Origin of the sequence: Neobacillus drentensis (genome assembly GCF_036965425.1) — a bacterium.
GTDB classification, from domain to species: Bacteria; Bacillota; Bacilli; order Bacillales; family Cytobacillaceae; genus Neobacillus; species Neobacillus drentensis_F.
This window is the reverse complement of the sequence record NZ_JBALPP010000027.1, coordinates 1-25,260: the sequence shown is the minus strand read 5'-3', so window position 1 is coordinate 25,260 and position 25,260 is coordinate 1. Positions and strand designations below refer to the sequence as shown.

The 25,260-nt window shown below is 39.1% G+C and carries 26 protein-coding genes and 1 rRNA gene; 2 read left to right on the top strand and 25 right to left on the bottom strand.

Annotated elements, in window-relative coordinates; translation table 11 throughout:
- A 16S ribosomal RNA gene (locus V7161_RS07615) occupies positions 1 to 114 on the bottom strand; the annotation flags it as partial.
- A 421-nt stretch (positions 115 to 535) separates the two neighbouring features.
- On the opposite strand from V7161_RS07615, the gene V7161_RS07610 reads away from it, so the two are divergent.
- Positions 536 to 673 carry a hypothetical protein gene (locus V7161_RS07610; RefSeq protein ID WP_335443687.1) on the top strand — a complete coding sequence of 46 codons (138 nt, stop codon included), beginning with the start codon at positions 536 to 538 and terminating at the stop codon, positions 671 to 673.
- A 56-nt stretch (positions 674 to 729) separates the two neighbouring features.
- Here the strand turns inward: V7161_RS07610 and V7161_RS07605 are convergent, their stop codons facing one another.
- The 6 genes from V7161_RS07605 to V7161_RS07580 form a co-directional block, all read right to left on the bottom strand.
- A complete protein-coding gene (locus V7161_RS07605) occupies positions 730 to 1,500 on the bottom strand; it encodes a class I SAM-dependent methyltransferase (RefSeq protein WP_335443685.1) in 771 nt (256 codons plus the stop codon).
- A 110-nt stretch (positions 1,501 to 1,610) separates the two neighbouring features.
- On the bottom strand, positions 1,611 to 2,363 hold the full coding sequence (locus V7161_RS07600; RefSeq protein WP_335443682.1) for an exodeoxyribonuclease III: 753 nt from the start codon (positions 2,361 to 2,363) through the stop codon (positions 1,611 to 1,613).
- A 100-nt stretch (positions 2,364 to 2,463) separates the two neighbouring features.
- Positions 2,464 to 3,252 carry a divergent polysaccharide deacetylase family protein gene (locus V7161_RS07595; RefSeq protein WP_335443680.1) on the bottom strand — a complete coding sequence of 263 codons (789 nt, stop codon included), beginning with the start codon at positions 3,250 to 3,252 and terminating at the stop codon, positions 2,464 to 2,466.
- Between the two features lie 99 nt (positions 3,253 to 3,351).
- The gene (locus V7161_RS07590; RefSeq protein ID WP_335443678.1) at positions 3,352 to 3,792 is read right to left on the bottom strand and encodes a peptidylprolyl isomerase; all 441 of its coding nucleotides are present in this window, start codon (positions 3,790 to 3,792) and stop codon (positions 3,352 to 3,354) included.
- A gap of 232 nt (positions 3,793 to 4,024) precedes the next feature.
- Complete coding sequence (locus V7161_RS07585) at positions 4,025 to 4,474, bottom strand: CBO0543 family protein (RefSeq protein WP_335443676.1); 450 nt, start codon at positions 4,472 to 4,474, stop codon at positions 4,025 to 4,027.
- Complete coding sequence (locus tag V7161_RS07580) at positions 4,401 to 5,528, bottom strand: DUF2515 domain-containing protein (protein WP_335443674.1); 1,128 nt, start codon at positions 5,526 to 5,528, stop codon at positions 4,401 to 4,403. The genes V7161_RS07585 and V7161_RS07580 overlap by 74 nt, the downstream gene beginning before the upstream one ends.
- A gap of 82 nt (positions 5,529 to 5,610) precedes the next feature.
- Between V7161_RS07580 and shc the strand changes: the two genes are divergently transcribed.
- Positions 5,611 to 7,479 carry a squalene--hopene cyclase gene (gene shc / locus V7161_RS07575; protein ID WP_335443672.1) on the top strand — a complete coding sequence of 623 codons (1,869 nt, stop codon included), beginning with the start codon at positions 5,611 to 5,613 and terminating at the stop codon, positions 7,477 to 7,479.
- A gap of 24 nt (positions 7,480 to 7,503) precedes the next feature.
- On the opposite strand, the gene V7161_RS07570 is transcribed toward shc, so the two are convergent.
- The 18 genes from V7161_RS07570 to V7161_RS07485 all read right to left on the bottom strand — a co-directional run bounded on the left by V7161_RS07570 (position 7,504) and on the right by V7161_RS07485 (position 25,116).
- On the bottom strand, positions 7,504 to 8,013 hold the full coding sequence (locus tag V7161_RS07570) for a mismatch-specific DNA-glycosylase (protein WP_335443670.1): 510 nt from the start codon (positions 8,011 to 8,013) through the stop codon (positions 7,504 to 7,506).
- 53 nt (positions 8,014 to 8,066) lie between these two features.
- Complete coding sequence (locus tag V7161_RS07565) at positions 8,067 to 8,636, bottom strand: YitT family protein (protein WP_335443668.1); 570 nt, start codon at positions 8,634 to 8,636, stop codon at positions 8,067 to 8,069.
- Positions 8,637 to 8,745: 109 nt separating this feature from the next.
- Positions 8,746 to 10,071 (bottom strand): Na+/H+ antiporter NhaC family protein, encoded by a 1,326-nt coding sequence (locus V7161_RS07560; protein WP_335443667.1) that lies wholly within the window; start codon positions 10,069 to 10,071, stop codon positions 8,746 to 8,748.
- A 137-nt stretch (positions 10,072 to 10,208) separates the two neighbouring features.
- Positions 10,209 to 12,080 (bottom strand): ribosomal protection-like ABC-F family protein, encoded by a 1,872-nt coding sequence (gene abc-f, locus V7161_RS07555; protein ID WP_289988164.1) that lies wholly within the window; start codon positions 12,078 to 12,080, stop codon positions 10,209 to 10,211.
- 151 nt (positions 12,081 to 12,231) lie between these two features.
- Positions 12,232 to 12,366: an RAxF-45 family protein gene (locus tag V7161_RS07550; RefSeq protein ID WP_335443666.1), complete on the bottom strand. Its 135-nt coding sequence runs from the start codon at positions 12,364 to 12,366 to the stop codon at positions 12,232 to 12,234.
- Between the two features lie 80 nt (positions 12,367 to 12,446).
- Positions 12,447 to 12,860 carry a hypothetical protein gene (locus V7161_RS07545; protein ID WP_289988168.1) on the bottom strand — a complete coding sequence of 138 codons (414 nt, stop codon included), beginning with the start codon at positions 12,858 to 12,860 and terminating at the stop codon, positions 12,447 to 12,449.
- Between the two features lie 44 nt (positions 12,861 to 12,904).
- The gene (locus V7161_RS07540; RefSeq protein ID WP_335443664.1) at positions 12,905 to 14,308 is read right to left on the bottom strand and encodes a S1C family serine protease; all 1,404 of its coding nucleotides are present in this window, start codon (positions 14,306 to 14,308) and stop codon (positions 12,905 to 12,907) included.
- 244 nt (positions 14,309 to 14,552) lie between these two features.
- Positions 14,553 to 15,980 (bottom strand): HAMP domain-containing sensor histidine kinase, encoded by a 1,428-nt coding sequence (locus V7161_RS07535; protein ID WP_335443662.1) that lies wholly within the window; start codon positions 15,978 to 15,980, stop codon positions 14,553 to 14,555.
- Entirely contained in the window at positions 15,952 to 16,653 is a 702-nt protein-coding gene (locus V7161_RS07530) for a response regulator transcription factor (protein ID WP_335443659.1), read from the bottom strand. Before V7161_RS07530 ends, V7161_RS07535 begins: the two co-directional genes overlap by 29 nt.
- Before the next feature lie 282 nt (positions 16,654 to 16,935).
- Positions 16,936 to 17,913 carry a quinone oxidoreductase family protein gene (locus tag V7161_RS07525; RefSeq protein ID WP_335443656.1) on the bottom strand — a complete coding sequence of 326 codons (978 nt, stop codon included), beginning with the start codon at positions 17,911 to 17,913 and terminating at the stop codon, positions 16,936 to 16,938.
- Between the two features lie 9 nt (positions 17,914 to 17,922).
- Complete coding sequence (locus V7161_RS07520) at positions 17,923 to 18,702, bottom strand: enoyl-CoA hydratase/isomerase family protein (protein WP_335443654.1); 780 nt, start codon at positions 18,700 to 18,702, stop codon at positions 17,923 to 17,925.
- A gap of 25 nt (positions 18,703 to 18,727) precedes the next feature.
- Complete coding sequence (locus tag V7161_RS07515) at positions 18,728 to 19,498, bottom strand: SDR family NAD(P)-dependent oxidoreductase (RefSeq protein WP_335443689.1); 771 nt, start codon at positions 19,496 to 19,498, stop codon at positions 18,728 to 18,730.
- A gap of 12 nt (positions 19,499 to 19,510) precedes the next feature.
- Entirely contained in the window at positions 19,511 to 20,587 is a 1,077-nt protein-coding gene (locus tag V7161_RS07510; RefSeq protein ID WP_335443653.1) for a phosphotransferase family protein, read from the bottom strand.
- A 57-nt stretch (positions 20,588 to 20,644) separates the two neighbouring features.
- Positions 20,645 to 21,424 carry an enoyl-CoA hydratase/isomerase family protein gene (locus V7161_RS07505; RefSeq protein WP_335443650.1) on the bottom strand — a complete coding sequence of 260 codons (780 nt, stop codon included), beginning with the start codon at positions 21,422 to 21,424 and terminating at the stop codon, positions 20,645 to 20,647.
- Positions 21,425 to 21,545: 121 nt separating this feature from the next.
- A complete protein-coding gene (locus V7161_RS07500; RefSeq protein WP_335443648.1) occupies positions 21,546 to 22,112 on the bottom strand; it encodes a TetR/AcrR family transcriptional regulator in 567 nt (188 codons plus the stop codon).
- A gap of 180 nt (positions 22,113 to 22,292) precedes the next feature.
- On the bottom strand, positions 22,293 to 23,906 hold the full coding sequence (locus V7161_RS07495; RefSeq protein ID WP_335443646.1) for a long-chain-fatty-acid--CoA ligase: 1,614 nt from the start codon (positions 23,904 to 23,906) through the stop codon (positions 22,293 to 22,295).
- Between the two features lie 38 nt (positions 23,907 to 23,944).
- The gene (locus V7161_RS07490; protein ID WP_335443645.1) at positions 23,945 to 24,697 is read right to left on the bottom strand and encodes an SDR family NAD(P)-dependent oxidoreductase; all 753 of its coding nucleotides are present in this window, start codon (positions 24,695 to 24,697) and stop codon (positions 23,945 to 23,947) included.
- 224 nt (positions 24,698 to 24,921) lie between these two features.
- The gene (locus V7161_RS07485; RefSeq protein ID WP_335443644.1) at positions 24,922 to 25,116 is read right to left on the bottom strand and encodes a hypothetical protein; all 195 of its coding nucleotides are present in this window, start codon (positions 25,114 to 25,116) and stop codon (positions 24,922 to 24,924) included.
- Positions 25,117 to 25,260: the final 144 nt, after the last annotated feature.

Here is a 25,260-nt window from a genome sequence, read left to right as displayed (position 1 = left end):
ACTCACCCGTCCGCCGCTAACCACCGGGAGCAAGCTCCCAGTGATTCGCTCGACTTGCATGTATTAGGCACGCCGCCAGCGTTCGTCCTGAGCCAGGATCAAACTCTCCAAGAAAGTTGATTAGCTCATAAAATAAAACGTTGGCTTCGTTTCAAAAGAAACGAATATTATTGTTTGTTGACGTTTTTGTTTGTTTAGTTTTCAAAGAACAATCGTGTTTTTTCTGCTAATCTATTAAATTAGCGACATTTATTATCCTAACATAACGTCTTAAACTTGTCAACAACTGCGAATTACTTTTAAAAAAACTTAGTAGCTTTATTAATGCATTTCGCAACAGCGACATTGACTATAATACTACCCAATACTATTTTCGTCAACTACTATTTTTCATTTCATTTACACATATATTTTAATAAAGAGAGGATTTTTTTATGGCAAAAATGTAACTATTCAAAAGCGGTTTATGGTTTAGTTTCAACATTATAGGAAAAAATATTTTAGTAATTCGTTTTCCAAAAGGAGTGGTGATAAAGTGAATTGGCATCTTCAAAAAAAGGAAGAAGAGCAAGGTTCGGTTACGTCAATGGAACAGGAGCAATTAGAAAATTCAAGTCAAAATGAAAAATCGCCTGAATTTGATGAAATTGGAACTGCACTTAATGAAATCTAAGCATGATAAAAAAACCTTTGCAAAAAGAGAATGCTTCTCTTCGTGCAAAGGTTTTTTTATTTCCTAATAGCCTTTAAGACGGCAGCTTCCCCTTGAAAAGAAATAACTTGATCGTGTTCTATCATAATGCGAAATTTTCGTTTTACTTTTGGTGAAGCATTTATGATGAATTGAGCTAATTTTTCTTTTTCTGTTTGTGGCAGATTCATCCGATTGCACCACGATTCAAATTGAAAGGTTTTTTCGAACCGGTGCCATTCAGATATTTCAAAACTGTTTAATTCAAGCATTTTAAGCCACTCCGATTTTTTCCATGCCCGATAATGACTGTAATCGCGCCATTTTTCAATCGTATTATAGAATTGATCAAATTCTTCTTCTTCTGGTGTGACATTATCATCAAGTAAAAATTGTCCATTTGGTTTTAGAACCCGATACACTTCGTTAATAAAACGTTTTACATTCGGAAAATGATGTGGAGCTATTCGGCATGTCACAAGATCAAAAGATTCATCTGGAAAAGGAAGATTTTCTGCATCGCCAATAATGAAGTCAACATTTTGATTGCCATTTCCTTTGATAAAGTTTTCTGCAGCCGCTAACATTTCGGGAGTCAAATCTACGGCCGTTACTTTTTTTACAAAGGGTGCAAATGCGTTGGCCGTATGACCGCCTCCTGTGGCAATGTCAAGCAGCTCTTCTTCACCCTGGAGAGAAGCCATCTCTACTAGTTTTTGGAGGTCCTTCCCCTTTCTATGGATGGAGCTGCTTACATATGAATCGGCGCTTTTTCCAAATTGCCCTTGGACATCTTTTTTAATATCCATTTTAGATTCCCCCGTTTTTTTCATTGTTAAATTAACTATAGAATATTTAACTCATAATGAAAATGACGGTTTTTTTATACTTTGTTATAAGAAAAGGTTATGAATGAACATTAAAGAAGTTCAAGAACTATAGGACAATGATCGCTGCCCATAACCTCAGAATGGATATCTGCAAGCTTCAATTGCTCACTAAACGTTTTTGAGACAATAAAATAGTCAATCCGCCAGCCAATATTCCGCTCCCGAACTTTGGCCATATATGACCACCACGTATATGCGCCTTCCTTTTCAGGATTAAAATGGCGATAACTGTCGACAAACCCAGCGTTCAATAATTTTGTCATTTTCCCTCGCTCTTCTTCGGTAAATCCCGAATTCCCTACATTCGACTTTGGGTTTCGCAAGTCAATTTCTTGATGAGCTACATTTAAGTCTCCGCAGAGAATGACCGGTTTAACTTTGTCTAACTCTTGCAGGTGATTAAGGATGCGGTCTTCCCATTCCAATCGGTAACCGATTCTTGCTAAATCACGTTGGGAATTTGGGGTATACACATTGACCAAGAAAAATTGTTCAAACTCCAAGGTAAGGATTCTTCCCTCGTCTTCACTCTCATCCGTTCCAACTCCATACTTCACGGAAATCGGTTCCACTTTCGTAAAAACAGCAGTTCCTGAATAACCTTTCTTAATAGCATAATTCCAGTATTGATAATAACCATCTAATTCCAGGCTAATTTGTCCTTCTTGTAATTTCGTTTCCTGAATACAAAAAATATCCGCATCCATTTGATGAAAATAATCTAAAAATCCTTTTTTGACACAAGCCCTAAGACCGTTGACATTCCATGATATTAACTTCATATCTCTATTCCATCTCCCTTGATGTCTAATTTAATAGTTTGATAGGAGACATTGTACCAGAAAATTTAATTTCAGCAAAAAAGGCAGTCTGCAGCTGCCTTTAATTTGGAACAAAGTTTTTTTCGATTAGTTTTTCAGTTAAAAGTTCTGAGACTGGGACAATTTTAATATGACGTTTCTTGAATTCGTCCATGGATTGAAAAACGCCTACTGAACAGACTTTCCCCGTCACACCCACATGTCCAATAGCAATACCTTTCCCTTTAATTTCGGTTACCTTTGCCAGTCGGATCATCTGTTTGTAAACATGAGATGAAGTTGAAATATCATCAAGGAAAACGTCTCTTTTTAAAAGAGGCACACCGAGTTCTTTTGCAATCTCTGGGAATTTAGATTCAGGGCTCGTGCCGCTGTCAATAATATATAGTTTATTTTCTTTTGCCACCTCAACAATTGCCCTTACGATTCGTTCATTTTCAACTGCTAGTGACCCCATATGATTATTAAGTCCAACTGCATAGGGAACAGTCTTTATCGCTTCTTTAACACGCTGCCTCACTTGTTTTGGCGTTAGATCTACCGTAATCGGCTTTGGACCTAGCCACGACCTCTTGCCTCTTTTCGGTTCCATTGGCAAGTGAACCATTACTTCAAAACCATTTTTATGAGCCCACTCTGCATGCGCTTTCGAATTTTCAGTAAATGGCATGACCGCTGCCGTAATCGGTATATCACCTTCTAAAAAGTCCCTGACGCCGCCAGTCCCTCCTCCAAAATCGTCGATTATTACAGCTGCTTTTAATTGCTTGGCATCGGTATTTTCGGCTGAGGCTTTTTGGTTAGACGAAAAAAGCAAAAACGGGATTAGCATAAATATAAACTTTTTCATATAGACCCCCAAAGGTAAACTTTTTGAAAATATTTTTCCCAATATACACACAAACATTCCTAAACAGAAAAAGAGAGCCTAATGGCTCTCTTCTACTTCTTACTCTTCATCATATACCTTAACTTCTTGCATTTTATCGCCGTTTCTCATCGATTTTGCTGTTTCTAATCCCGATGTAACTTGACCGAATACAGTATGCACTCCATTTAAATGCGGCTGTGATTCATGAACGATGAAGAACTGACTTCCACCAGTGTTTCTTCCTGCATGAGCCATTGATAAGGCACCTGGTACGTGTTTGTGCGGATTTCCTTCTGTTTCGCACTTAATAGTGTAGCCTGGTCCGCCTGTACCAGTTCCGTGAGGGCATCCTCCCTGACTTACAAACCCTGGGATAACACGATGGAAGGTTAAACCATTGTAAAATCCTTTATTTGCTAATGTTTCAAAATTCTCAACGGTTCCCGGTGCTGCTTCAGGGTATAATTCAAACTCAATCTTCTCGCCATTTTCCATTAAAAAATGTCCTTTTTTAGCCATGTCAAACACTCCTTTATGTAAAAAATCATTTTTATCATACACTTTTAGAAAAAGAAAAGAAAGTATTGGCAATTGTAAGCATTATATTTTCGTCGTTTATGTGATAAAATAATGGTAAGCCCCTGCCGAACATTTCGCTTGTTGCGGGACACTTAACCACTGTACGGACGGCAGGGGCCTATGGTGCACTTAGAGGCATCATGAAAGCCGGGATTTATCGTCCCGGCTTTTATTATTTATGTTTTTCCATCCACCTGAAACAACTATAAATAATAGTTAAGAAAACGAAGTATCCAACAAATGTATATCCGTGCTTCCATTCCTCTGCATGAACAAACCAGCCTAACTCCTCCGCTAATTTTTCCAAAATCGGCATAAGTAGGCTAACCAATAGGATTATACCCGCTTTCCCCCATTTATTTACTTGTGATAGGCAGTGTAGAACCACCATTATCAAGATTGGCAGTCCCGCCAAAGTAAACGCAATATTTATGGAAAATATCTCAGGTAAGGGTCTTTGAGGAAAATGGTACAATCCTTTGCCAACAAAATAAAGGTCTAAATAAGATCCAAATAATGACGCAAGCACCGCACTGGCCAGATAATGTTTATTCCATAAAATAAATTGCTTTTTTCGCAAGGGCTGCAAGCTCGAGTCGTTCAAGTGTTTTACAGTATTCATTCACAATCTCCCCATTAACAATTTCGGTATTCTCAACTAAATAATCGGCTACACGATAATCACGAAACCAATCCCCTTTTTCAGCTTCCGCATGCGTCACATTTTTCCAGGAGTTTTCAAGGGTTGGACTGTATATTTTTCGTGCCCCGCTTTTTAACTGACAGGATTTTAATCGAAGTTGATAAGCAAAACCAGGAATTCCTTCATTCACGCTGTTAAAAATATGAGGCCAGTAATCTTTTCTTGAACCGGTATGTGGAGTTCTTATTGCCCATTCCACCGTTTGCTCTAAACGGTCTTTATCTTTAAAAAGAAGGGAATATAACCTTTTTCCAAGTAAAATCCGTTCATTCAGAGATTCAAATTGATGAAGGGTTTGCCCGCAAAGGTTCTTTTTTCCATAAGGAAAGAGAATGTGATTAAAGGAAAGCCAATCCTGGAGTAGAAACTCAAATTTGCCTAATACCTCTTTTTGAAAAAGCGGATTTTTCACCACTCTTTGTTCTAAGTAACTCTGTTCATTGATAACCAACGCAATAGCAAGAACATATGTGCATTGCTCCCTCCAAAAATGATTCCAAATGGTTTCCATGAAAGTGGAAATATTTAATAAAGGAAGCAGGTGAAATAAGGGTTTATTCAGCCTGAGGCTTTCTGCATAAAGTAAAAATTGCGGATAAACATCTTGAAAAATCAGCCAATTCCCTCGTTCCAGAAATGCAAAAAAAGATTCCCTATCCTTTTTTGCCATCAAGCGGGTCAGAAATTCACCTTTTAGATCTGTCATGTTGTAGCCGCCATTTCGGGAAACCATGTGTCCTAAAAAAGCCCAATGGATTTCAGGACGCTGCAGATAAAAATCAAGATAAGCCTTCGTCCTTGTTACATTGTTGAGATTTTGTTCCGCTGTTTTGCTTCTTATTTGTTCCAAAAAAACTTTTTCACCCTTTGAGATTTGGTTGAACGAAGATGGCGATTTGATTTTCCTTCTTAATTCGGCTCGTATGCTTTCCAACGGAGTCTTTTCCTTATTCCTTATAAAAAGAATGCTCATTCCCTCCCTTATGAATTCTCATCCTCCGATACGAATATGTATAGATGAGAATATTTTTATGGGAGAGGAATGATGAATTCAGATGTTGGAGACTAGAAAAGGCATTGAGTGGCTGATCGAAATGCTGAGAAAAGACCAATCTCCCGATGGTTCATGGAATTATCCATTTGATACAGGACTGTCAACAGATGCCTATATGATCATTTTATTACGGTCATTGGAATTAAATGATGAGGAATTAATACAAGGGCTGGCGGAGAGAATTTTAAGAAGGCAGGAGAAAAACGGTTCGTGGAAACTATTTTACGATGAGGGTGAAGGGAATCTATCATCAACCGTTGAGGCATACTATGCGCTTCTTTATTCAAGATATTACAGCGAAGATAACAAAAACCTTCGTGCTGCTAAACGGTTTATAATAGCAAACGGCGGCTTGGAAGAGGTCAGTATGTTCACAAAAATCATGCTTGCTTTAACTGGTCAATACAAATGGCCGGCATTTTCCCCGCTGCCGATTGAAGTGATTCTTTTACCTCACATATTCCCAATCAATTTTTATTCCTTCTCCGTTTTTGGCAGGGCCAACCTGACACCGATTATGATCGTTGCTAGTAAGAAATTTTCTATCGTGACAGAAAAAAGCCCAAATCTTGCGGATTTGCATTTACAGCGCCATAGTGAAGACCAGTGGGTCCGCTCTTATGAAATAAGATCCCTGCTCTCTTATATTGAAGATGGAGTCAAAAGCTTAATTGGCTTGCCCGAACAGCTGCGTATTTTAGCGATTGAACGGGCGAAAAAGTATATGCTTGACCACCTTGAACCAGATGGCACGTTATACAGTTATTACAGCTGTACTTTTTTAATGATTTTCGCATTACTTTCTCTTGGTTATAAAAAAACAGATCCCGTCATTGTAAAAGCTTTAGAAGGAATCCGTGCAATGAAATGTGAAATTAATGGATTGCCTCATATGCAATATACCACCGCCGATGTCTGGAATACATCGTTAATTAGTTTCACCCTACAATCAGCAGGTGTTCCTCCAGAAGATTCGATGGTCTCAAAAGCCAATGATTACCTTATTTCACGTCAGCATAATAAATTCGGAGATTGGGTGATCCATAACCCTTCTAGCCTGCCTGGCGGCTGGGGCTTTTCCGATGTAAATACCATTAATCCTGATGTTGATGACACGACCGCTTCGCTCAGATCAATTTCAAGGAGCTTACCAACTGATCTAGCAGCTTGGGAACGGGGAATCCGCTGGGTTTTATCGATGCAAAATGACGATGGCGGCTGGGCAGGATTTGAAAAAAATACGAATACAAAGGTATTTGAATTTTTACCAATTGAAAAAGGAGAATTTCTTTTAACAGACCCCTCTTGTGCAGATATTACCGGAAGAACCTTAGAATTTTTCGGGAACTATACCAATCTTCCAAACGATCATTCTGCCATCCAAAAAGGAGTAAAATGGCTTTTTAAGAATCAAGAAAAAGATGGGTCCTGGTATGGCCGCTGGGGAATTTGTTATATATACGGGACATGGGCTTCCATTACAGGATTATTAGCAGTGGATGTACCAAAGAGTCATCCTGCTATTCAAAAGGCCGTTAAGTGGTTGCACAGTATTCAGAATGGAGATGGCGGCTGGGGCGAATCTTGCCATAGCGACAACAAAAAAACATATGTCGCTTTACGCACAAGCACCTTGACACATACTGCCTGGGTCCTTGATGCCTTGATCTCGATTTCCGATAAACCGACCGCAGCTATTGAAAAAGGAATTAAATATTTATTAAATTCACTGGAACATACAGATTGGACAACGGACTACCCTAAAGGACAAGGAATGGCGGGCGGTTTTTATATTCATTACCATAGCTACCGTTATATTTTTCCGCTTTTAGCTTTATCCCGTTATCAAAAGAAGTACGAAAAAAAATAATCTAAAAAACATCGACGGTCCTCTTCAACCGTCGATGTTTAAATCGGTTAGCATTTTATAAATCTCAACGATTTCTTCAAGCCGCATTCTAACTAGTCCACTAGAGGACGGTGCAACAAAATCGATCGTTCCTGGCACGACAGCTTCCTCTTGAACCCCCCACGGGGCAGCTTTACGTCCACTATACTCCTGATAAACACCTTTCCCAACAAAACAAACTACTTTCGGCTTAAATTTAGCAATCTTTTGTTTTAAGATTTCTCTGCCCTCCATGTATTCTTCCTTCTTAATTTCGTCTGCAGCCTTTGTCGGCCTTTGAACAATGTTGGTGAATCCGTAACCTAATTCTAAAAGTGAATAGTCTTCGGCTGCCATATATTTACGAGGAGTTAATCCTGCTTCATATATGATTTTCCAAAAACGATTATTTGGATTGGCATAATGGTGACCAAGTTCACTAGAACGAATACTTGGATTAAAGCCGACAAATAAGATCTTTAAATTTTCTTTTACATGATCGCTTATAGGGTTCATAGTTATACTCCTTGGTGGTGGATGTTCTCATGTTATCAAAAATTTGTTTAGATTTATACTTTACGGACCGATGTAATGACACAAGCAAATAGTCCAACGATCGAAACAATTACAAGTGAATAAAGAAGCCTGGCATCTTTTAGAAGTAATAACCCAGTCGTAATAATAACCGCATCAATGGCGAAACAAATTACGCCAACATTCACTTTAGTCTTTTTTGCGATTAAAAGCGCCAGCAAATCTATCCCGCCGGGGCTAATATGATTTCGCAGCATAAAGCCAACACCTATACCAATAATAACCGCACCAATAAAAATACTGCTTAAAATGGGTATGTGAATCATTCCGTTTAATGGCATTAGAAAATCGAGCATAAACCCTGAAACCACTGCTCCCATTAAACCGTTCACAAAGTAATCAGGTTCATATCTAAAAGCATAGATGTAAACGGGAATATTTAAGCATATAAATGTGAGGCCAACTTTTAACCCCCACAAATAGTTGGCCAAGAGACTTATGCCAAAAAATCCGCCATTTATCAAATGAAAAGGAAGAATAAATCCATTTACCCCTATTCCGATCATCGTGCCCCCAAAGCCTATAATCGCAAATTTTTTTAACATCCAACCATCCCTTGTCCTATATCTTTAATACCTCTTATATGATTGAAAAAGGGACTTCATTCGGAAGGATTTTAGGTAAAAAAAATCAGAGCCTCATAGAGACTCTGATTCAAGCAGCAACAATCCGTTTTCCCTTTGATTTACGAAATTGTTTTATAATCGAAAGACAGATGGTAAATATTGGTAAAATCCATAAAAATATCGCATACGGTAAATATCCAAGTAAGGGAATCCCAACAATCGTGCTGCACATTATCGCTAAGACACTCCATGGAACCATGCCTGGAAAGAGCATCGTCGTATCCCCCATTACCCTAGCTAATTCTTCATTTCCGTATTTAGAAGACCAATGAGGTAAAAAGGACCTCCCTGTTAAAATGATAGGCAGTGTTTGATTGGCCGCAATAAATGTGATGATAAGTGTTGCGATCAGTGTTTTTACCGTATCTCCTATTAAGGACCTTGAGGATTTCAGCCATTTATCTAAATAGGGCTGAATGACATTCAATTCCTCTAACAACCCATTATAAGCACCTGCCAAAGCGAGAAACAGCAGTAATTCGTACATATGAATTAAACCGCCGCCAAGACCATCAATACCATGCCAAAAGTCATTTACTAATTTGGAAAAAGGAGTGCCCTCAGCTAATGCAATAACGGCTGCTGATAGGATACTAGATATAAACGCATAAATTATGCTTATTCGAAAAAGAACAAAAACGATTAACACCAATGGTGGGATAAACTTAATCCAAGAAAGCTGATTCCACTCGAAATGTGAAGGATTTATTTTGCTGTCTCCATAACTATGTAAATCGAAGAAAGCATAAAAACAAAAGGAAACGAGGACTGCGATTACCGTTGACAAAAGCATCGCCTTCCATTGCTTTTTAACTGTAAGTTCAACAGTATGTGATAAAAGCTGATGGGCACTGGAAAACGGCGAAGTCCGATCCCCTACAAAAGCACCTGAGACTAATGCTCCCGCCACAACTTCTATAGGCAAATGTAAAACCATGGCCGTCCCCAAAATCGGAACTCCAATGGCACTTAGTGTCCCAACTGTTGTCCCAAGAAGCATCGAGAAGACAAGAGCGACAAGAAACGAAAGAACCAAAAAATGGTCCGAATTAATAAAGTTTAGGGCCACTTTAACCATTTGACCAATCGTTCCCGATAAATACCAGGAAGGAAGTAAAAAACTAACAAGAAAGAGTATAATAATGACAATTCTCGTTTTGTAAACTCCGATAAAACTAATTTTTAGTGTCTGCTTCAATGACATTCCTTTTTGGAATGCTAAATATATCAAAACAAGAAACCCTGGCATAAAACCGATAACGAGCGGCTGATGGTAAATGACGGAACAGACCACTCCTAAAATGGTCGTGATGAGCAGAAAAAGAACTTGGAAGATAGAAAAATTAGATACCATTTCAAGACCACCTTTAAAAAGAAAACCATACATAATTATACGGAAAACTTCTGATTTAGAGAAGAATTTATTCTTTAATATAAAGAAGAGCCGCTCGTGAAAACGGCTCAACCAAAGGTGTATATCCCTTCAATTTGTTATACCACTTCATCCAGCTGCTGATAGAGCTGTTCACGTTCATTTTCCAGCATCTCTAATTCAGAATAAATGCTTTGCAGTAAAGAAAGGTCACTTTCTGATTCCATTTGTCTTTGTAACAAATGAATATTAATCTCGATTTGCTCGATCATATCTTCGAGGTCATCCAAATTTTTCGGCTTATCATGTTCAATTTCTTTCATTTTTTTTAATGAAGGCGGGTTAGGGACAAATGCTGAATTAGATACGAAGGCAGGCAGTTTTTCTTTTGCCCAATCATAGTTCCCATCGAAAAAGTGAACAGTCCCATTTTGCAGCCAATAAATTTTATTAAAAAGTTTGTTGAGAAAATAACGATCATGGGAGACAGCTAAAATAGTGCCGTTAAATTGTTCAAGTGCCTCCTCCAATACCTCACAGGAATCAATATCCAAATGATTAGTCGGTTCATCCAAAATCAGAAGATTAATGTCCTGGTACATAAGCTGCGCAAGGCGAAGACGCATTCTTTCACCGCCGCTTAATTGATTCACCTTGCGGAATACCGCAGGTCCGAAGAATAGGAATCGTGCTAAGATATGCCGGGCCTCGCCTTCATTTACTTTGACTTCAGAACGAAACACATCAATCAGCTGATCCTCTCCTAAATCAGCAAAAACATGCTGCGATAAATAGCCAATCTTCACATTGCTGCCTACCTTAACAACGCCATTGTCTGCCTCACATTCTTGTAAAATCATTTTTAAAACAGTCGACTTTCCTGTCCCGTTTTCACCGACAATCGCCGTTCGATCCTTATATTGAACAAGCATGTTCACATTATCAAAAAGCTTACGGCTGCCATAACTTTTTGATACGTTCTCAAGGATAATAACATCCTTTCCACTCCGGTCATTCGCTTCGAAATCAATTCCCATTTTCTTAACTTCCATTTTCGGACGTTCTAACTTTTCGATGCGATCAAGCGCACGCTGCATATTAGTCGCACGCCTATGAAGAGCAGCGCTAGGAGGATTAGAGCGGTTAGCCCAGTCCCGCAGCCGCTTAATGGCTTCCTTCATCTTTTTAATTTTCTTCTGCTGTTCTTGGTACTCTTGGAATTCTCTTAACAGCCGTTCTTCCTTTTCCTTGACATAGTTACTAAAATTCGTATGGTATAAATCAATTTCTCCATCTTCCATCTCAAAAACCTTGTTCACTACTTCATCTAAAAAGTACCTGTCATGAGAGATTAGAATAATAGTGCCTTTGTAGGCCTTTAAGAAGGAACCTAACCACTCAATGGCCATCAAATCTAAATGATTGGTTGGCTCATCAAGTAATAAGAGTTCTGGATTTTTCAATAAACTTAAACCAAGACCAACCTTGGTTTTCTCACCGCCACTTAACAGTGAAAAAGGCTTCACAAGAAAATCAGCAATATTTAAGCCATTCGCAACACGATCCATTTGAGCGTCCATTTCGTAGCCGCCATTTAAAATAAAATCATCTTGAAGCATTCCGTACTGCTCAATTAATCCTTGCAATTTTTCCGGAGCCATTACCTGCCCCATCTCAAGCTCCAATTGTTTCAGCTTCGCTTCCGTCTTTGTTAATTGTTCGAATGCGGTTTTCAAAACTTCCTTCACATTCAGGTCCCCGAAATCAGGAATCTGTGCCAAGTAGCCGATTTTAAGTGCCTTTTTCCAATGAATAACTCCCTCATCAACAGATTCCTGTTGAGCAAGCAATTTTAATAAAGTAGTTTTGCCGCTGCCGTTGCGGCCAACTAAGCCTATACGGCTGCCTTCATGTACTTCGAGGGATAAATCTTTAAAAATCATATTTCCGCCAAACGATTTCGCTATATGGTTAACACTGCAAACAATCATGTTCATTCTCCTTTTATTAAAAATTCGATGAACACATCTAAAGATAAAAAAAGCCACGGGCATCTATTCCTCCCGAGGCTGATAAAAAGGCATAGAAAAAGAGTGCCTCAGCACTCTCTTTATACCGATCTAATGTGGGTAAAGAGATGTGTTATCGTTCAAATTTCACTATGCAGGTTCGAAAAAAGGGCAGACTCCCCCCTTGGAAAACCGCTTCATGAAAAATTGCACGGTAAATATTAAGGGCTTCAAGCCATAACAAGCGTGCAAAAATTGAACGTTTCATCTCTTCTCCACCTCCGATTCTAATCAAGTTATTTTTATTGTAATTTTTTCCTTTACGATTTGCAAGCCCGAATTTTCAAGTTAATGAAGATAATTTTTACGGGCTCCAAACCTTCTCCGGTAAACAAATTTCCGCAAATCCTTATCCTTAATATTCCCATCATAGATTAAAAAAAGCAGTGATTGGAATTCAGGATACCGTTCCTTAACGAAGAGGGCGAACTCTTTCCGTTCGCCCATCATTTTATTCTTATATTCCTCATCGTTTAATATTTGTTTTAGCTGTTTCTCATAATAAATCTTGGTATCTTCCCACTTTTCCTTGCGATTTTCCAATATATCCTGTGCATATATTGGTAATTTCTCAATCACGAGATCAATATAGCCTTCTGACCACATTAGCATTTTATCCTTTTCAGGAAGCTCAAACACCATATTCATTAGCTCAATATCGTCTACATGTTCACTGGATGCATATTTTCCAACCCGATTCATTGGCACACCTCTTAATAAAATCTTTGGTGTTAATGTACCTCAAATCAGTTTGTTGTATTTGCGGATATTTTTACTTTTAACGTTTGCAGTTTTCCATCACGATAGACTTCAAATTTAATTTCATCACCAATTTTCGCTTTGGTATATAGATATTTTCTTAAATCCGAGGAATTAGCAATTGCTGTTCCATTCATGGAAACGATTAAATCCTTCGGTTGGAATCCCGCTCGAGCTGCAGCTGAATTCGGGTCAATATTCATGACCAGCACACCTTTATTGACATTATTAGGTAGGTTCTGGTAATACATTTGTGGAACCTGATCTAGGTCCGCTAGTCCGACACCAAGGTAGGGACGCTCAATTTTCCCATTTTTAATTAATTGATTCACAATTGGGATCAAATCGTTACTTGGAATCGCAAATCCTAAGCCTTCCACCCCGCTCTCAGAAATTTTTAAGCTATTGATTCCAATTACTTGACCATTTGGATTAATTAAAGCACCACCACTGTTACCCGGGTTGATGGCAGCATCTGTTTGGATTACATTTGTATCCCAATTTCCGGCAGAGGTCGATACGGATATGCTGCGATTGGTTGCACTGACAATACCTTGTGTAACGGTTCTGGACAAATCAAGTCCCAGCGGATTTCCAATCGCAAAAACTTGGTCGCCGGGACGTAGTGTCGAGGAGTCTCCAAAGTCAGCCGTTGCCGTCACATATTTTGCATCAATTTTTAGGACGGCAAGATCGGTTAAGGCATCCGTACCTACAACCTCTGCCGTTGTCTTCTGACCATCATATAAGGAAATTTCAAGCTTCGATGCCCCTTCTACGACATGGTTATTGGTTACGATATATGCAATATTATTATTTTTTTGAAAAATAACCCCTGAACCTGAGCCCGTTTCCACGCTTTGCGAGGAATTGGAGCTGTCGTAAAAATTATTTTGCTGCTGCTGATAATTAACAATTCCAACGATAGCCTTCGATACTTTTTCCACCGTATCCGCAATGGAACCCGATGTCCTGACTGTTGGCTTTGCGGAAACCTCCTTAACCTGAGTGTTCGAGTTCGATGCTGTAACAGCTTGGTTCTGATCAGTACCATAATAGTTTTTTAGATAATCAGTATGTGGCAGAATTGTTAACGTCAAGACCGATCCGATTACACCAGCGGCGATTGTAGTGGCAAATCCCTTCACATAGCTTTTTTTATTTTTTTCAGTTTGGACGGCTGCACGTGTATGACCTGCCACTGCATTTTCTTCGATTTCTGCATTTTCATCCTTTTTATCGGTTGCAGCTGACACGTTCTCCTCCACAGGGAATGTAGCGTCTACTGATTGGATTCGCTCTTCTGTCATATTTGGTAATTCGGTATTGTTATTCTCAGTTGATGAATGGGTTTGATCTTTTTCGAATTCATTTGTATCTTTAAATTCCATTTCAATCAATCTCCTTTAGGCTTGTTAGTTATCTTGATTCCACTTTAAACGACAAATCTTAAGAAATTATTAACAAACTTTAACGAGTTTAGGAAAAATTTAAGAAAAAATAGGCTCTTTAAACCTATTCTGTTGATTTCCGCTTCAGGCGCTCGCCTTCCGCTCCAATCAACAGAGTGACAAATATCAACAATGAGCTTTATTATAATTAAAATAAAAAAGCTCGACGATTGTCGAAGCTTTATTAATTACTTTTGAATTTTATGACGAATTTGGTTCCTTTTCCTTTTTCACTGGTCACATTAATTTCACCGTTATGAAGCAGGACCAGTTGTTTTACGATTGAAAGACCTAAGCCGAATTCTCCGTAGGGGTTACTGGTCCGGGATATATCGGCTTTATAAAACCGCCGCCATATATTTTCTACTTCACTTGGATCAATACCAATTCCAGTGTCTTCCACCTCTATAATAGTGGAGTCTCCCTCGGAGCGTCCCTTTAACCAAATGGTACCATCCGAAGTGAATTGAATGCTATTTTTGGTAATATTAATCAAAATCTGGATTAGGCGATCATAGTCGGCGTTGACAGAGACATCAGGATCCGCCTCGACCACAATTTGATTATTTTTTTCCTCCGCCTGGAGGTCTAATTGTTCTTGAATAATTTCGAGCACTTCTAAGAGCTGTATGTCTTCTTTAAATAATTGGATTTGATTCGAACGAATTTTATCATAATCTAAATTTTCATTGACTAATCGAATCAGTCTCCTAGCCTCTTGACTAACAAGGTTGATGCCCCGCTCTTTATCTTCCTCTGGAATCATATCATTTTTCAGCCCTTCAACTACGCCGCTGATGGTGGTCAGGGGGGTACGCATTTCATGCGAAACATCGGCCATAAATTGCCGGCGCCTGTTCTCCAAGCTTTCGATTTCCTCCATGGAAGCATTAATTTTATCCACCATATGATTAAAATCGTTGGCTAATTCTCCAATTTCATCAAAATTAGAAGAATGAACATGAACCTGATAGTGTCCAGCAGACACAAGTGAGGCGGCTTCCCGAAGCCTCTTGATGCGAATAACATGTATTCGTGACAAAAACCAGCTTTGTAAGAAAGAAACACCAAATGCAATTAAAATCGTATATAATAAAAATTTATTAATTTGATGAATCATAGCACTTGATCCGCTGATTGGCGAAGTTAATAAAATCCCTCCATAAAATTTGTCGTTTTCTATATAAGGTAATACGACAAATGTTACTCCATCCTGCCCAAATCTTCGATAATCAATCGGTATGATGATTGTTTGACCCTTCTTTATTTTTTCCCATTCGGATTTCGATAAGCCTTTTATAGTGGGACCATTTTTACTCACCAAATATAAATTGCCATCCTGGTCAAACATACTAAAGCTCATTTTTCTGGCCGCCAAAACGCTGCTATACCGGTTAATGGTCTGGTCGGTTCCATATGGATTCTCTTTAATATCTTTTAATATCGCCTTTCCGTATGAACTCAGCTCTTCTGCTTTGTTCGAATACACCAAGTTTTCAACATAGTGTGCAAATAAAATACTCAATATTAAAAAGGCGACAATGATAATACTAATATGGCTGAAAAACTGCTGGTAAAAATACCTAAACTTCGTCTGTTTTAATTGAGTCATCGAATTTATAACCTACTCCCCAAACAGTATGGAAGAATGGCTGCGAGGTGGTTTCAACCTTTTTCCGCAGCCGTTTAATGTGAACATCAACGGTTCGTTCATCACCATAAAATTGGTAGCCCCAAACCCTTTCAAGTAATTGCTCTCTTGAGAATACTTGGCGGGGATGTTCTACCAAATAATACAATAAATCGAACTCTTTTGGAGTCAGATTTGTAATTTGTGAACCATCTATAATGACTTCTCTTGTCGTTTTATTCACCTTAAAATGTTCGGTCTGGAGGAAATCATGGCGCTCATTAGGCACTTGTGCTTGAAAGCGGCGAGTTACCGCTTTAATTCTCGCCATTAAAGTAAGCGGACTAAATGGCTTGGTGACATAATCATCTGCCCCCATTTCAAGACCAAGCACCTGATCTGACTCACTATCCTTTGCCGTTAACATGATAATTGGAACAGTATGCTTTTCCTCTCTAATTTTGCGGCAAATGCTGACACCGTCCATACCAGGCAGCATCCAATCCACAATCAAGGCATCCCAAGTGCTTTTTTTAAAACGGTTATATCCTTCAATACCGTCATTGACAAATTCACCATCGATTCCTTCTTTAGCAAAAAACATTTCAATCATCGAGCAAACACTTTTATTATCTTCTATCACTAATATTTTCAAAATAATGTCATCTCCTCGCCTAAAAAAACTGTTCTTTCTTCTAGTGTAATCAAAATTTTTCACTTATCAAACGTTCTGCCCAATTCTTCTTTACTAATTAATACTTTGTTCATAGTTTTTTAATATTTTCGGATTTGGCAGATGATTTGCGCTCCAATCAACAGTTGCGAAAACAAAAATGACCTCTAACACTACTCAAATAAAAAAACCCGGACTATTGTCCAGGCCTTTTATAAAACCTTTGCAGGTGCCCCGGCAAAAATGCTTCTGCATTGACGCCTATCATTTTGGTTCCAAAATCAATTTTCCTTGGGTTTTTCTCGACTGCAGCAAAGAATGGACCTTGGCTGCCTCATCTAGTGGAAATACCCCGCCAATTGTAAGCTTAAGCTTCCCTTGGCCTAAATAAGTCAATAATTCTACTAAACTAGGCTGCAACAATTCAGGCTTTCTCATGATTTGCGGAAGGAAGAATCCGATGACCGATTGATTTCTGGCCATTAACGATGAAGGATAAAATTTAGGCTGTTCACCGCTGGCTACCCCGAATATAATTAGTCGGCCAAACGTGGCCAGACATCTTAAGGTCTTATGAAATATCTCCCCACCTGCCATTTCAAGTGCAACATCTACCCCTTTTCCGTTTGTTGCCTCAAGAACCTGCTTTTCCCATTCCGGTTCCGTATAATTAATAAGAACATCTGCACCCATTTCACGTGCCAAATCCAATTTCTCAGGAGAGCTGGCAGTTGCTATGACTTTTCCAGCGCCAAAAAGCTTGGCAAGCTGAACTGCAATTGTCCCAACCCCTCCGGCTGCTGCATGGACAAGAACGCTTTCACCTTTTTCTAAACGACCCATCGTTTTTAAAATATGGTAGGCACTTAAGCCTTGAAGAGGCAAAGCAGCCGCAGTTCGGAAATCTAACTGCTCCGGAAGAGGAATAAGCGAACGTTCGTCTGCTATTGTAAATTCCGCATAACCATTTGATTCAATTAAGGTTACGACTCTTGTACCCGGTGTTACTTTTGTTACCTTCTCTCCCACTTCAACGACAACACCAGCAATTTCTGCACCTGGAATAAAAGGAAGTGGTGTATGGATGACATACTGCCCCTCCCTTCTTGCTGTATCCGCATAATTTACTCCAATTGCCTTTATCTCGATTAATACTTCATGACCCGCTGGTACAGGTTTTTCCAAATCTACTATTTTAAGTACCTCTGGTCCGCCGAATTCTGTTAGTTGAACTGCCTTCATTCTACATTCCTACTTTCCTTTAAATACAGGTTTTCTCTTTTCTTTAAAGGCTGTGATGCCTTCCTGATGGTCCTCTGTTTCAACCATTAACACTTGAATCAGGCGCTCTTGCTCAAGAATCTCTTCCAACGTGGAAGTGAATGCCTGATCCACTAATTTTTTCTGTTTGCCGAAGGCCTTTCCTGCACCATGTGCTAATTTCAACGCGAGCTTCGTTGTTTCCTCTTGAAGGTTTTCAAGTGGGAAAAGAAAATTAATAACCCCCAATTGATGAAGCCTTTCTGCTGGAATAGGCTCTGCCGTAAAGAAAAATTGTTTAGCGAGATGAGGCCCAATTAAGCGCGGTAAGTGATAGGAACCTCCGCCATCAGAAATCAACCCAACCTGTGAAAAGCTTAATGCAAATTTACTATCATCTGCAGCGACAAGCAGGTCACAAGCAAGGGCTAAATTGAAACCTGCTCCTGCGGCAAAGCCGTGAACTGCAGCAATAATCGGCTTTTCCGTTTCTTTCATCAATAAAATCAATTCATTGAGTTTACCGATATGCTCATATACTTGCACACCTTTCGCTTGCCCCATGTTTTTAACATCCCCGCCTGCACTGAACGAACGGCCTGAGCCAGATAAAACAATTACCTGTACATCTTCATCATTTTGAGCATTCTTTAGCGCATCCTTCAACCCTAAAATCATTTCTGGACTAAACGCATTTAAGCTTTCAGGGCGGTTTAATGTTAATGATAATACAGGACCTAATTTTTCAATTAATAAATGTTCGTTAGTCAAATCTTATCTTCCTCTCTAGTATTTTTTATTTTATCAGCCAGCCGCCATCTACAAGCAAATCAGTTCCTGTCATATAGGAGGCTTCGCTTGAGGCCGCAAAAGCAATGACATTAGCAATTTCTTCTGGGATGCCAACCCTTTTTAAAGCAGTATTTCTTTGAATGGCTTTTACAAAGCGATCATTTTGCAGTCCGCGTTCCGTTAGCGGCGTCTCAACAAATCCCGGTGAGACTGAGTTTACACGTATTCCATATTGGGACATTTCTAATGCAAGTGCTCTAGTAAAATTAATGACGCCTGCTTTGGCAGCACTATAATGAGGAATTTCTGCCCCAGCCTGATGTCCCGATAAAGAGGCAACGTTGACAATGGAGCGGTTATGCTCATCTTTTTTAGCACCTTCCACCATTATTTTTCCTAGTGTCTTTGAAACGAGAAATACGCTTTTAAGGTTTACACCCTGAACCCAGTCCCAGTCCTGTTCAGACATTTCCAAAATCTTTCCATGACGCGATCCTCCAGCATTATTTACGAGTACATGAAGGTCGCCATAATGCTGCTGGACATATTCCGCTAATTCCTCAACATCTTCCACATCCGTACAGTCCGCTGTAAAAATCTCCGCCAATGGAATACGGCTACTTTGATTAATTTCAGCAGCAGTTTCTTCAAGCTTACTTCTCGTTCTGCCAACTAAAATCACCTTAGCTCCTTCACTCGCCAGGCGAACCGCTGCAGCCCTGCCTATCCCGCTTCCTGCACCTGTAACTAGTGCAATGGTTTGTGAAAATCTCATCATCAAGTCCTCCTACACTTCTTCATTAGCAACCATGGTTGCATGCTGAATTAAACCTTTCACGTAATTATTTAAATTGGCAAATCGGCTGTCATTTGTCTGCCCTTTTTTATAACGGAAATAGATTTGTTGGCAAATGACTGCAAGCTTAAAGTAGGCAAAGGTTACATAAAAGTGCAAATTTGAAACATCCCTGCCACTCTTTTTCGCATATAACTCAATGAATTCTTTTCGGGAATAAAATCCTTCATGAGCGGCAGTAACTGGATTCTTGCCATCTCCCTTTTTCAAGGTTTCTGGATCATCTGGAAGATTCCAATAACTCATCGCCGCCCCAAGATCGGCTAGCGGGTCCCCAACTGTGGTCATCTCCCAATCAAATAAACCCACCATTTCGGTAAAATTCTCATTAAGCATCGCATTATTCAATTTATAATCATAATGAATAATAGCTGCCTCAGAGTGTTTGGGAATATGATTAGCGAGCCAATATTTTAATGAATCAACCTGTTCAATTTCATCTGTCTTTGCTCTTTCATACCGCCCAATCCAGCCATGCACCTGTCTCTCCATAAACCCATCAGGCTTACTAATTTTAGTAAGACCTGTTTCTTCGTAATTAAGAGAATGCAATTTCACTAGATTATCAACCATTATTTCAGAAATTTGTTTGCAAAGTTCAGGTGAAACCACTATACCTACAGGAAAAGAAGTATCTAAAACAATTCCATTTTTTCTTTCCATGATAAAAAATGTACTTCCGACAATTTCCTGATTATCTGAAAAGAGAATCGGCTTTGGAGCAGCAGGGAAGATGGGGTTAAGCTCGGATAGAATTCTAAATTCACGCTCCATATCATGAGCTTTCGGTGCAACCGGCCCCAGTGGAGGACGGCGCAAGACTGCCTCCCAATTCCCCATTTTTAATTGATAGGTCAAGTTCGAGTGTCCCGCGGAAAATTGCAAAACCTCCAAAGGTGCCTTTGGCAGAGATTTAATATTCTCATGTAAATATTTTTCTAGAGCAATGAGATTCAATTCTTCCCCTTTTCGAACAGGAATAGTATCTTTATTCATTTGTTGAGGCATATTTTTCCTCCCTACCATTTTAGAAAATTCAGACTTATTAATGCATAATTTTTCTGCTTAGCGATGTTGGAAAACCGGTTTTCTTTTTTCAAGAAATGCCTGAACTCCTTCTTTTATGTCCTCTGTCTGGAAAATTTCCGCAAAAAGTGCTGCCTCAAGTTCGATTCCTTCTGCCAAGGACTGGTTTAACCCTTCGTCGACTGATTTTTTTATGCGGGAAAGCGCCTGCAATGAATGCCTAGAAATTCTCTTCGCCAATTCTTTTGCACTAGTCAACCCTTCACCGCTTGGGACAATACGATTTACAAGGCCAATTTTTTCGGCTTCCTGTGCAGAAATCGGATCGCCTGTAAACATTAATTCCTTTGCTTTTGCTTCTCCAACCAATCTAGGAAGCCGCTGGGTTCCTCCCCCTCCAGGGAACAAGCCAAGTTTGATTTCAGGCAATCCAATTTTCGCATGTTCATCCGCAATTCGGATATCACATGCTAGTGCCAGCTCACAGCCGCCGCCAAAGGTTAGGCCATTTAATACGGCAATGGTTGGCTTTGGAAATTCATCAATAAAATTCAATGCAATATGACTGTTCCTTACATTTTGTTTCATATTTGGGTTACCCATCAATTGCGGAAATTCCTTAATATCCGCTCCAGCAGCAAATGCCTTATCACCTGCACCCGTCACTAAAACCGCTACAACCTCTAAGTCATCCTTCAATTCTTGAAATGCAAGATGCAATTCATGGAAAACCTGTTTACTTAACACATTTAACGGCGGTCGATTCAATGTAACTATTGCAATGTTATTTTCTTTTTCTACGGTAATATACTGTGCCATAATAAGATTCACTCCTTTATTGAAATTTTAAAATCCAAACAATACCAACCAGTTAGTATGTTGCCTTCACTAAAAGAGAGAGGGGGCAATACTTTAATAAAAATCCTCTCTCAATTTTTCGTTAATTTATTTGAATTCCCTTTAAAATCATTTCGACAAAAATCTCGGCAACTTCCCGGTCAGAGCAATTCCCTTCTGGATTAAACCAATGGTAACTCCAGTTAGTTATCCCTAATATGCCAAAGGAGAGGATCGGTGCATTCAGATTAGGGCGGAATTCCCCTGCCTCCATGCCAGCCTTGATTAACTCTTCAATGTTTAATCTAAATTCATTTCGTTTTGGAATAATAATGGCACGCCGGTCTTCACTTATATTTTTAATTTCTCTGAAAAAAATCTTTGCTGCCAATCCTCTTGTCTCAATATCCGATATGAGCATGTATACAACTTCAAATAATTTCTCTTTGTATGACTTAGAATTATCACGAATGATTTTTTCTTGTCGATTCAGTAAATCCTCAATATAACCAAGGTGTATATCCATTAATAGTTCTTCTTTACTCGAAAAATAATAGTAAAAGGTTCCCTTAGTCACTCCAAGAGTATCTACGATATCTTGAATCGATGTCTCACTAAAACCCTTTTTTTCGAATAATCGGATGCTTTGTGCAGTTATTTTATCTTTCACCTTAATGTCCTCGCAATCTTAAATGTCTACCGGAATTATACCATATTCTCTATCTCTCCTTTATAATCCATCTTTGAATCTTTTAGGGTTTTTTTCCTAGACATTCATTTGGATTAATAATCTGAAGTCATTATATATTTGTGTGGTTATATGGTCTGTTCATTAACAATGACTATTAACTTATTTATTTAAAGCTTCTTCTCTTAAGGTGCGGCGAAGGATTTTGCCGACGCCTGTTTTAGGTAATTGATCACGGAACTCTACAATACGAGGAACTTTATAGGCTGCCAGGTTTTGCTTGCAGTACTGAATAATTTCCTTTTCTGAAGCATTTTTTCCAGCTTTTAGGACTAGAACAGCCTTCACATCTTCGCCTCTGTATGGGTCAGGGACCCCAATTACAACTGCCTCTTGAACAGCAGGATGCTCATAAAGTACCTCTTCAATATCTCGCGGATAAATATTATAGCCGCTTGCAATAATCATATCTTTCTTCCTGTCAACGATATAAAGGTATCCATCTTCATCCACCTTAGCAATGTCGCCGGTATATAGCCAGCCATCCTTTAAGGTATTGGCGGTTTCTTCAGGCAAATTCCAATATCCCTTCATAATTTGCGGGCCTTTGATAATTACTTCTCCAAGTTCTCCGACTGGCAATTCCTTCGTTCCTGTTGCCAAATCCACAATTTTGTATTCCGTGGATGGCACACCAATTCCAACACTGCCAGTTTTTCTGTCCGCGAATGGAGGGTTGCAGTGTGTTGTAGGTGACGCTTCTGAAAGCCCGTAGCCTTCTAGAATTTTTGCACCTGTTTTTCCTTCAAATTCACGCATCAATTCAATAGGCATTGGTGCACTGCCGCTGTTGCACGTTTTTATACTGCTGATTCCATATTCCTCTGCACGCGGATGGTTAGTAATCGCAACATACATGGTAGGAACGCCTGGGAAGGTAGTCGGCTGTTCGTTTTTAATTGTACTTAATACCTCTTCTAAATCAAAACGAGGAAGCATAATGGATTCAGAGGCCGTAAATATGGAAAGATTCATACATGAGCTCATGCCAAAAACATGGAAAAGAGGAATAACTGTTAAACAACGCTCTTTTCCAACCTGAAATTCATGTTTGAAAAATTCGTAACACTGAATAACATTTGCTAAGATATTTTTATGTGTTAACATTGCTCCCTTTGATCTGCCGGTGGTTCCTCCAGTATATTGAAGTACAGCCACATCATGCTCTGGTTCAAATTCAACTGGGATTACATTGCCGTTTCCTTCTGTCAGAAAGCTATCAAAGCTCCGATCCGGTGTAAAATCCTGCTCCGCAGGCTGTAAACTGACAACAATGATATTCTTCAAGCTAGTTCGGGCTTGAACGCTTTTTACCCTTGGATAAAGAGCATCTAAAACAATCATCGTTTCAGCACCGGAATCCTTCAGGATATATTCAAGCTCCCGTTCAACCGACATTGGATTCACCTGTGTTACAATAGCTCCAGCGGTAAGGGCTCCGTAATAGGACACAACATATTGTGGGCAGTTAGGCAGCATAATGGCTACTCGATCGCCTTTTTGAACTTGATTTTGTTGAAGAGCAGAAGTAAAGGAGTGAGCAAGTCCGTTTAATTGCTGATAAGTGATTTTTTTTCCATAGAAAGAAAGAGCGTTATTCGTTGGATATTTTTCCGCCGTTTCTCGAAGAACATGACTTACTGTTTTGTTTGGAAACTCAATAGTTTTTGCAATGGATTCAGGATATTGGGCCAGCCAGGCATTTGCTTGTGTCATAAATTCTCCTCCAGAAGTATATTTATTGTCTATCTTGTTTAAAAGGTTAGACCTCCACCATCAACAGAAAGAGTTGTTCCGGTAACAAAACTTGCTTCATCTGATGCTAAAAATAAAACCGCCTTAGCCACTTCTTCAGGTGTCCCGATTCTTCTAAGAGCATTCGCTTTGGAAATGATCGGCCACTTCCGTTCATTATGCTTCCAGTTATCAATGATTTTTGTATCGATTACTCCTGGTGCTATGGCGTTTACACGAATATTGTATTTTCCATACTCAAGTGCCGCATTTTGGGTTAGCACCACAACCCCTGCTTTTGATGCATTATACGGGGCCATATATTTTTGCCCTTTTAGCCCTAATAAACTAGAAGTGTTAATTATCGCTCCCCCGCCTGCCTTGATTAACTCTGGAACTGCATACTTAATTCCTAAGAAAACTCCTTTTAAATTAATATCGACTACACGATCCCACTCTTCTTCCGAAATCTCAACGCTTCTTACTTCTGAATTGCCGATGCCTGCATTATTAAACATGATATGGAGTCCGCCAAAGGCATTGGTAGTAATATTGATTAGGTCTTTAATTTGGCTTGAATCAGAAACATCCGTTTTGACAAAAATGGCCTCGCCGCCTGTCTCTTTTATTAGGCTGACCGTTTCTTCTCCCAATAGTGAATCGATATCTGCAACTGCTACTTTTGCCCCCTCTTTTGCAAAAAGGATTGCAGTAGAGCGTCCAATTCCGCCCCCTCCGCCAGTTACAATTGCTGCTTTTCCTAGTAATCTCATAAAATTTCCCCAACCTTTCCTTCCGAAATGACCTGATAATATGTAAGCGTGTTCAAAACTACCCACCTTTGTACTAACCGGTTGGTATGTTATAAGTTAATTATACATTCAAAACTTAAATATTCAAATTCTTTTCTAAATATTCTAATAAATTTACAATTAATATTCAACCAAGGATAATAAAAAAGATCGAGAAACATTAAAAAGTCTCGACCCATTGGCAGCTAAAATCTCTTAATTCCTTTCTTTTGCTTGTTCATTATTTCATACGATTTTTCAATAATATCCGTTAAAACATCACCTTTATAAATCCTTCCGAGCTTTAAGCCTTGTTGGTAATACTCAACAATTTCATCCAGCTTTGCTGATGTATCCTTTGAAATTCTTACATTTAATTGAATTCTTTCGCTTTCACTCATGGTAAACACTCCTAACTTTAGGTTAACAAACTGCTAGCACATTCCTATTCAAATGATATCTGTTGATACTATACTATATTTCTACAAATTTTACATTATCCATCCTAAAAAAAGAGAGTAGCCAGTTTTAATATGGTACCTGTA

Coding starts and splice junctions, on each gene's coding strand:
- V7161_RS07605 (WP_335443685.1), bottom strand. CDS start 1,500: ATGGATATTAAAAAAGATGTCCAAGGGCAATTTGGAAAAAGCGCCGAT.
- V7161_RS07600 (WP_335443682.1), bottom strand. CDS start 2,363: ATGAAGTTAATATCATGGAATGTCAACGGTCTTAGGGCTTGTGTCAAA.
- V7161_RS07595 (WP_335443680.1), bottom strand. CDS start 3,252: ATGAAAAAGTTTATATTTATGCTAATCCCGTTTTTGCTTTTTTCGTCT.
- V7161_RS07590 (WP_335443678.1), bottom strand. CDS start 3,792: ATGGCTAAAAAAGGACATTTTTTAATGGAAAATGGCGAGAAGATTGAG.
- V7161_RS07585 (WP_335443676.1), bottom strand. CDS start 4,474: ATGAATACTGTAAAACACTTGAACGACTCGAGCTTGCAGCCCTTGCGA.
- V7161_RS07580 (WP_335443674.1), bottom strand. CDS start 5,528: ATGAGCATTCTTTTTATAAGGAATAAGGAAAAGACTCCGTTGGAAAGC.
- shc (WP_335443672.1), top strand. CDS start 5,611: ATGTTGGAGACTAGAAAAGGCATTGAGTGGCTGATCGAAATGCTGAGA.
- V7161_RS07570 (WP_335443670.1), bottom strand. CDS start 8,013: ATGAACCCTATAAGCGATCATGTAAAAGAAAATTTAAAGATCTTATTT.
- V7161_RS07565 (WP_335443668.1), bottom strand. CDS start 8,636: ATGTTAAAAAAATTTGCGATTATAGGCTTTGGGGGCACGATGATCGGA.
- V7161_RS07560 (WP_335443667.1), bottom strand. CDS start 10,071: ATGGTATCTAATTTTTCTATCTTCCAAGTTCTTTTTCTGCTCATCACG.
- abc-f (WP_289988164.1), bottom strand. CDS start 12,080: ATGATTGTTTGCAGTGTTAACCATATAGCGAAATCGTTTGGCGGAAAT.
- V7161_RS07550 (WP_335443666.1), bottom strand. CDS start 12,366: ATGAAACGTTCAATTTTTGCACGCTTGTTATGGCTTGAAGCCCTTAAT.
- V7161_RS07545 (WP_289988168.1), bottom strand. CDS start 12,860: ATGAATCGGGTTGGAAAATATGCATCCAGTGAACATGTAGACGATATT.
- V7161_RS07540 (WP_335443664.1), bottom strand. CDS start 14,308: ATGGAATTTAAAGATACAAATGAATTCGAAAAAGATCAAACCCATTCA.
- V7161_RS07535 (WP_335443662.1), bottom strand. CDS start 15,980: ATGACTCAATTAAAACAGACGAAGTTTAGGTATTTTTACCAGCAGTTT.
- V7161_RS07525 (WP_335443656.1), bottom strand. CDS start 17,913: ATGAAGGCAGTTCAACTAACAGAATTCGGCGGACCAGAGGTACTTAAA.
- V7161_RS07515 (WP_335443689.1), bottom strand. CDS start 19,498: ATGAGATTTTCACAAACCATTGCACTAGTTACAGGTGCAGGAAGCGGG.
- V7161_RS07510 (WP_335443653.1), bottom strand. CDS start 20,587: ATGCCTCAACAAATGAATAAAGATACTATTCCTGTTCGAAAAGGGGAA.
- V7161_RS07505 (WP_335443650.1), bottom strand. CDS start 21,424: ATGGCACAGTATATTACCGTAGAAAAAGAAAATAACATTGCAATAGTT.
- V7161_RS07495 (WP_335443646.1), bottom strand. CDS start 23,906: ATGACACAAGCAAATGCCTGGCTGGCCCAATATCCTGAATCCATTGCA.
- V7161_RS07490 (WP_335443645.1), bottom strand. CDS start 24,697: ATGAGATTACTAGGAAAAGCAGCAATTGTAACTGGCGGAGGGGGCGGA.
- V7161_RS07485 (WP_335443644.1), bottom strand. CDS start 25,116: ATGAGTGAAAGCGAAAGAATTCAATTAAATGTAAGAATTTCAAAGGAT.